The organism is Micromonospora coerulea (assembly GCF_016598485.1).
In the GTDB taxonomy this organism is placed as follows: Bacteria; Actinomycetota; Actinomycetes; order Mycobacteriales; family Micromonosporaceae; genus Micromonospora; species Micromonospora coerulea.
In genome coordinates this window covers 185,989-191,988 of the sequence record NZ_JAEMUW010000015.1, presented here as the reverse complement: position 1 = coordinate 191,988, position 6,000 = coordinate 185,989, and the positions used below count along the sequence as shown (strand labels likewise).

General features: G+C 66.4%; 6 protein-coding genes and 1 pseudogene. 3 read left to right on the top strand and 4 right to left on the bottom strand.

Translation table 11 applies throughout. From position 1 onward, the window contains the following. Window positions 1–224 precede the first annotated feature (224 nt). Window positions 225–554, bottom strand: a complete 330-nt coding sequence (locus I8N68_RS20435) for a hypothetical protein (RefSeq protein WP_200212411.1) — start codon at window positions 552–554, stop codon at window positions 225–227. 171 nt (window positions 555–725) lie between these two features. Between I8N68_RS20435 and I8N68_RS20430 the strand changes: the two genes are divergently transcribed. Further along, complete coding sequence (locus tag I8N68_RS20430) at window positions 726–1,772, top strand: outer membrane protein assembly factor BamB family protein (protein WP_200212409.1); 1,047 nt, start codon at window positions 726–728, stop codon at window positions 1,770–1,772. An 87-nt stretch (window positions 1,773–1,859) separates the two neighbouring features. On the opposite strand, the gene I8N68_RS20425 is transcribed toward I8N68_RS20430, so the two are convergent. After that, the gene (locus tag I8N68_RS20425) at window positions 1,860–2,495 is read right to left on the bottom strand and encodes a hypothetical protein (protein ID WP_200212407.1); all 636 of its coding nucleotides are present in this window, start codon (window positions 2,493–2,495) and stop codon (window positions 1,860–1,862) included. Between the two features lie 349 nt (window positions 2,496–2,844). Here I8N68_RS20425 and I8N68_RS20420 point away from each other — a divergent pair, with 349 nt between their 5' ends. After that, a complete protein-coding gene (locus I8N68_RS20420; protein ID WP_200212405.1) occupies window positions 2,845–3,411 on the top strand; it encodes a hypothetical protein in 567 nt (188 codons plus the stop codon). Between the two features lie 89 nt (window positions 3,412–3,500). Here I8N68_RS20420 and I8N68_RS20415 read toward each other — a convergent pair. Together I8N68_RS20415 and I8N68_RS20410 are read right to left on the bottom strand one after the other, a co-directional pair. Further along, window positions 3,501–4,195: pseudogene (locus I8N68_RS20415) on the bottom strand (IS30 family transposase); the annotation flags it as partial. Window positions 4,196–4,220: 25 nt separating this feature from the next. Beyond that, window positions 4,221–5,425 (bottom strand): IS3 family transposase gene (locus I8N68_RS20410; RefSeq protein ID WP_372433773.1). Its coding sequence is split into 2 segments (ribosomal slippage): window positions 4,221–5,194 and window positions 5,194–5,425, totalling 1,206 coding nucleotides; the frame shifts between segments, so codons are not numbered across the junction. Between the two features lie 147 nt (window positions 5,426–5,572). On the opposite strand from I8N68_RS20410, the gene I8N68_RS20405 reads away from it, so the two are divergent. Beyond that, the gene (locus I8N68_RS20405) at window positions 5,573–5,878 is read left to right on the top strand and encodes a hypothetical protein (protein WP_200212403.1); all 306 of its coding nucleotides are present in this window, start codon (window positions 5,573–5,575) and stop codon (window positions 5,876–5,878) included. The last annotated feature ends 122 nt before the right edge of the window (window positions 5,879–6,000 follow it).

Below are 6,000 nucleotides of genomic sequence, written 5' to 3'. Positions count from 1 at the left end.
TGGCCGCCTTGAAGACGTACAGAAAGTTCTCACAGATTCCGCCGGCAGCCGGTGTCGTACTCCGGATGATGCGTTACACGTCGGCTCCACTTGATGGGTTACACGGCTCCCAGCTCGCCGGCTACTGACCGTAAACGTTCACGGTCGGAGACGCGGGGTGAGACAGCATCCGCTCGTGCCGAGAACAGTGCGCACATGCCAGTGCCGCCCCGATCCCGCCAAGCTCAGGCCAGCTCACCAGCGCGCCTCATCGCGATGCCGACGTTAACCGCCGAGAAGTCCTTCGCCAGGGCGTCAACGTCCTCGATTTGCTCCCATCGAACCAGTTGGTTGCTCGGACCGATCTCGAACAGGAGACACCGCGGGTCGGCAGTGATGAACACGCCGTACTGGCTGTTGTCCCGCCCTTCGACCAGCCCGGCCAGGAGGACCTCCGACGCATGCAGGCCACGGACCGCCAGCAAGTTGCGGAGATCAGCGAAATCGGAGTCCTCACGCAGCAATTCAGTGAGCTCGCTGACTTCTAGGCGGAGCTCCGCCTCAGTCTCATGCACTGGGCATACCCCCACGCTCGTCCCTGACAGAGGGGACATTACGTCACCGGCTCGGGCCTGCCACCTACCGGCGGCCGCAACTGCCGCGATGCGCGCCCCGCTCCGGCAACGTCCGACTCTGCCGAGTTGAGTGCGTGTCACCATCGTGTCGATGCGTGCGATCATGCCGGCGTGGTGGATCAGTCGGTCAGCGTGTTGTGGTCGCGGCCGTTACATCTGAGGTCGGGCTCGCAGGCGATGGCAGTGGCGTCCGGTTCCCTCGTCGTGGCGGAGCGGCACTCGCGTCTGGTCCGGCTGGACCCGCGCAGCGGGGCGCAGTTGTGGGAACAACGTGTCGAGGATTGCTGGGGTACGGCCGTTATCGCGGGTGAGCGCTGCCTTTACCTGAGCCAAGCAGGAGTGCTGCACTGCTTCGACCTGGACAACGGGCAGCGGTTGTGGTCGACGCGCGGCATGAGCCTGCGGTATTACGTCAGCGTCAGCGACTCTGTTGTTCTGCTGGGAGGGTGGCGCGGTTATCACCCTTTGATGCGGCTGGCCCTTGCCGACGGCAAGTGCCTGCCGTCCGAGGGCGCTGCGTTTGCCGGAGCTGGTCCACTTGCCTGGCCGCAGCCGGTTCGTTGGAGGCCCGAAGGCGACTCTGCCGCCGATGCGGTGCTCATCGCGGGCGCCGGTCTGCCAAAACTACTGGTGATGGCCGCCTCCGGGGCCGTTCTGAGGGAGTGGTCGCTGCCGGCGCCGGTGGTCTTCCCTGATGGCGACGGGAGCTACGGAGTCAGCGACGATGGCCGTGTCACCTTCCTCAGCGGTCGACGCACGGTCATGACTTTTCATCCGGTGAGCGGTGTGCAGGTGCTGTGGCACCACGAGCGTGATCTCCGCCCACGACCGCCGATACTCCACGGCGAGACGCTGTGGCTCGTCGAGGACGCCGGCATTGCGCTCATCGACCTGAGCCAACGTGTTGTCACAGAGGTACGGCCCCTACCGCACGGCGCTGTCTGCGCCGCGGCCCCGGTGTCCGGCGGTGCGCTCTTCGCCTTCACGGACGGCTCGCTGGTCACCATCGACCGCGCCGGCAACGTCGGCGCCCGCATGCGGCTATCGGCGCGGATTGGCCGGCTGGTCCCCGGAGACAACGGTCTGATGCACGCAATCGGCGAAGGCCACCTCGTCACGCTCGATATTCCGACCACGGCAACCGTCCCGCTTCGTTAGCGAGCATCCGCTCATAGCCGCTGTCCACGGCGTTCGCAGTGCTGGCCACGGGTGCACTGACATGCCGATGAACGGTTGTCTGGCGGTTCAGGAAGGGGTGGCCCAGCTCCCCGCTGCCAGGCCGAGCCGTCCGAGGGCGAAGTCGGAACGTGCTTCGGTGACCCATTGCCTGATGTCGGCCGCCGACTGCCGCACCGATCGTCCGGTCGTGTCGATGACCCGCACGGCCCAGCGAGAATCGGTGCTGGGCCAATCGCTCCAACGAGCCCACCTCATCCGCTCGTACCCGGCGGCGGTGATGACCTCGGGCCGGTAGCGGGGATCGGCGGCGTGCCCGCGATGCCACCGTGCCCACCCGATGAACGACCGCTTGGTGTCCAGGTCCCATTTCCCGGGGTCACGGCTGTCGAGCCGCTCCCAGCGCACCCGGTCATCGACGTCTAGCAGGCAAGCCGCGATCCCGTTCAGCTCGGTCGCCGAAGGGCTCGCCAGTACCTCGCCCAGCGGTGACTGCCCGGTGAGCAGGACGTCCACGCCGTCGGACTGGTAAAGCAGCACGCGCTGGATCCACTGCTCCGTGCTGCGTTGGCGCCACACGACGTCCGCACCGGCGGGAACCCCGATCTCGTCGAAGTCATGCACTACTAGTCCGTCGATCTGTGCGCATGCCCGGACCGCGGTGGTCTTGCCCGAGCAACTCGAGCCGGCGACCGTAAGCAGCATGACGGCAGTTTGCCAAAGCATCCCGTCATGACACGACCGGATTTTCCCTGCGACGGCATGGGGCCTTGAGGCATCCGCCGCCGCAGAGCGCGCGTGTCCGAACAGGAACCGTTGATCGCACCTCCGGTGGTGTGCGGCGGACCCGTCACGGTATGTGACAGCACAGCTCTATCGGCCGACGAACTGTCGCGCGTCAAGTGGAGCCGATGTGTCACGCATCAACTGGAGTCCGACATCCGCCGGCAGCCGGCATGTCCCGTCACAGCACATGCTTGACACTCGCGTCCCACCAGACGCTTGACATGATCCAGACCTTGGCTTCCAGCACCTATGAGAGACTCCCGCCGTGATGAGGGAGGCTGACGACGAGGATGCCCTGGACGTCCGGGAGCTTCTGCCGATCGAAGGGGGAACGTGGGGCGGACTGCTCTTCGACAACCCGAGGATTGGGCTGCCACCGGCCTTGACCTGGAGCTTCCGCTTTCCTTTCAAGGAGGTAGCCCGGGACTACGGGAGCAGCCGGATCTTCCTGGACATCGACTGGCTACCCCTCCTGAGTGCCAGTTGGCGCAGCATGACCGGGCAAGCGGTACGAGGCGCCGGCGAACCTGCCGAGTCCAGCGTCTACTTCTTCCAGCATCACCAGTACGACCTGATCGATCTGGAGATCGTCGAGCAGCGCGACCTATGGCTTCATGCTCGCGCCACGTTGACGGGTGATCTGGACGGCCTGGGCATGGACCCTGTCACTGCCGACGGGTGGTTACGCTTCGGCGGCATCCGGGTGTACCTGAGTGACACAACCTCGGCTGAGTCAGCGCTTGCTCGGCTCCAGGCCGTCACCGCCACCGAAGGATTGTCGTACTCACCGTCGCCCAACAGTCCTTCCTTCCTGTTCAAGGCGACGGATTCCTAGCGGCGTCCAGGGCATCAAGTTGGGACGCCTTGGCGCGGTGACCATCCGCTGCGCCAGCCATCCTGATCCTGAGGGATCTAGACCAACTGTCAGCCATGTGGTGGAACGGCCTCGGGCGGGTTCAAGGGGGTGTGCGCAAGGAGTTCGGCGAGCTTCTCGGATGGTGTCATGAAGCCGAGGGTCTTGCGGGGGCGGGTGTTGAGGCTGCGGGCGAAGCGGGCGAGGTCGTCGGCGGTGTGGACCGATAGGTCGGTTCCCTTGGGCATGTACTGGCGGAGCAGGCCGTTGCTGTTCTCGTTCGATCCACGCTGCCAGGGCTTGTGAGGGTCGCAGAAGTGGACCTGGATGCCGGTGGCGGCGGTGAATTGGGCGTGCTGGGACATCTCCTTGCCCTGATCCCAGGTGATGGTGCGGACTGCGCGGTGCGGCCTTGGGGTAGGTGGAGCAACAGCAGGAATCTGGTGCTTCGCTCTACCAGGGTGCCCACCGCGGACTTGCTGTCTTTGCCGAGGATCAGATCGCCCTCCCAGTGGCCGGGCACCGCACGATCGTCGGCCTCCGCGGGGCGTTCGCTGATCATCACCATGTTCGGGATCCGGCCGGTGTTCTCGGGCCGCCGGCGGGCACGGCGCTTGACTCTGCCGGTGCGCAGGCAGCGGGCCAGCTCCCGGCGTAGCTCCCCGCGGCCCTGCACGAACAGCGCCTGATAGATGGTTTCGTGGCTCACCCGCATCAGGGGATCGCGGGGAAACTCGATTGGCAAGCGGCGCGAGATCTCCTGGGGTTCCCCCCGGGATGTGGACACCGGGTTATGCCGCGATCTGATGCAGCGTAGTCGGTGTGAGGGTCTGTTCGTAGTCGGCGGGGCTGAGGTAGCCCAGCGCGGAGTGGCGGCGTCGGTGGTTGTAGAAGGCGATCCAGCGGAACACGTCGCGGCGGGCGTCGGCCTCGGTGGCCCAGCGGCGGTGGTCGACGTCGAGTTCACGCTTGAGGGTGGCGAAGAACGCCTCGGCCAGGGCGTTGTCGTACGACGAGCCGATCCGCCCCATCGAGCGGCGGATGTCGTGCCGTTGGCAGGCGTCGGCGAAGTCACCGCTGCCGTATTGGGCGCCCCTGTCGGAGTGGAAGATCACGCCGTCGACCCGGCCGCCGCGGGCGGCGACCGCGGCGTCCAGGGCGTCGATGAGCAGGGCGGTGCGCATGTGGGTGTTGATCGACCAGCCGATCAGCCGGCGGGTGGCGATGTCGATGACCGTGGCCAGATACAGCCAGCCGGCACCGACGCGTAGGTAGGTGATGTCGCCGCACCACCGCTGATCGAGTGCGGTGGCGGTGAAGTCCCTGCCGATCAGATCCGGCGTCGGCGGCACGGCAGGATCCGGGATGGTCGTGCGTTTGCGGCGGCGCAGGTGCCGACCCACGACGTCGCGCTGGCGCATGATCCGCTCGACCCGCTTGCGGTTGACCCGCACGCCCTGGTCGTGCAGCTCGACGGTCACTCGAGGGGATCCGTAGGTGCCACCGGAGTCCGCGTGGATGACCTTGATCTGCTCGGCGAGGGCATCCTCGCCGGCGGCGCGAGCATGCCGGGCCGGCTCGCTGGCGACCCAGCGGTAGAACCCGGAGCGGGACACCGCCAGGACCCGGCACAGCCGCTTGACGCCGAGAGTGGCGCGGTGGGCGGAGATGAACCGGAAGCGGCTGGTCACCGATCCATCTCCTTCGCGAAATAGGCGGCTGCCTTGCGCAGGATCTCCTTCTCCTGCCGCAGCTCCGCGTTCTCACGCCGCAGCCGGGCGATCTCGGCGTCCTTGTCCGCCACCGACAACCCGTCCCCACCCGAGACGGGCCCAACGGCCCCGGTCCGGCGTTCCGCGGCGCGGACCCAGTTCCGCAGCGTCTCGTGACTCATCCCGAGCTCACGCGCCACCTGATTGATCGGCCGCTGCGACGAACGGACCAGGTCAACCGCGTCACGCCGGAACTCTTCCGTGTACTTCGATGGACGCCCCAACGGGGACACCCCTTCCTCTGGACCAACGTCCAGTCTCAGGGTGTCCACATCTCAGGGGGAAGCCCAGGCATTGCTACCAATGGTCGCTGCCAGGAATCGGAGGCGCCTGCCTACCAGCAGACGCGTCGGGTTGTCAGGATGCCTGGCATGGACGACGACCACCGCCACCTGCTGCCCCTCGTCGACGCCTTGCTGACCGCCGGCAATGCTCTCGAACCTCATCCGGCAGCCGAAGAGCCCTTCCGTCCAAGCCAGGGTGGCTACTACTGCCAGTTAAGGAAGCCGATTGATTTCCAGGCTCTTCGGGGTCTACCACTCGGCGAGAAGGTGCACCTCGTGGAGCAGGCGGACTACATCTGGTGCGAGCACTGCTGGGCTGAGATCCGCGGCGGTGGACACAAGCAGGCCGAGACTGGGGGACCTGCGGATTGCGAGCACCACCGCCATGGTTGATTCGGCGAAGAGCGAAGCTGTCCGGCTCTACACAAGCTGGGGGCGTAATCCGTGGCCGCGCACCAACCCGGACGCTGTGCTCGGCATGTCCGGCGCATCCCCTGAGCATCTCCTTCGGTACG

Coding starts and splice junctions, on each gene's coding strand:
- I8N68_RS20425 (WP_200212407.1), bottom strand. CDS start 2,495: ATGCTGCTTACGGTCGCCGGCTCGAGTTGCTCGGGCAAGACCACCGCG.
- I8N68_RS20420 (WP_200212405.1), top strand. CDS start 2,845: ATGAGGGAGGCTGACGACGAGGATGCCCTGGACGTCCGGGAGCTTCTG.
- I8N68_RS20405 (WP_200212403.1), top strand. CDS start 5,573: ATGGACGACGACCACCGCCACCTGCTGCCCCTCGTCGACGCCTTGCTG.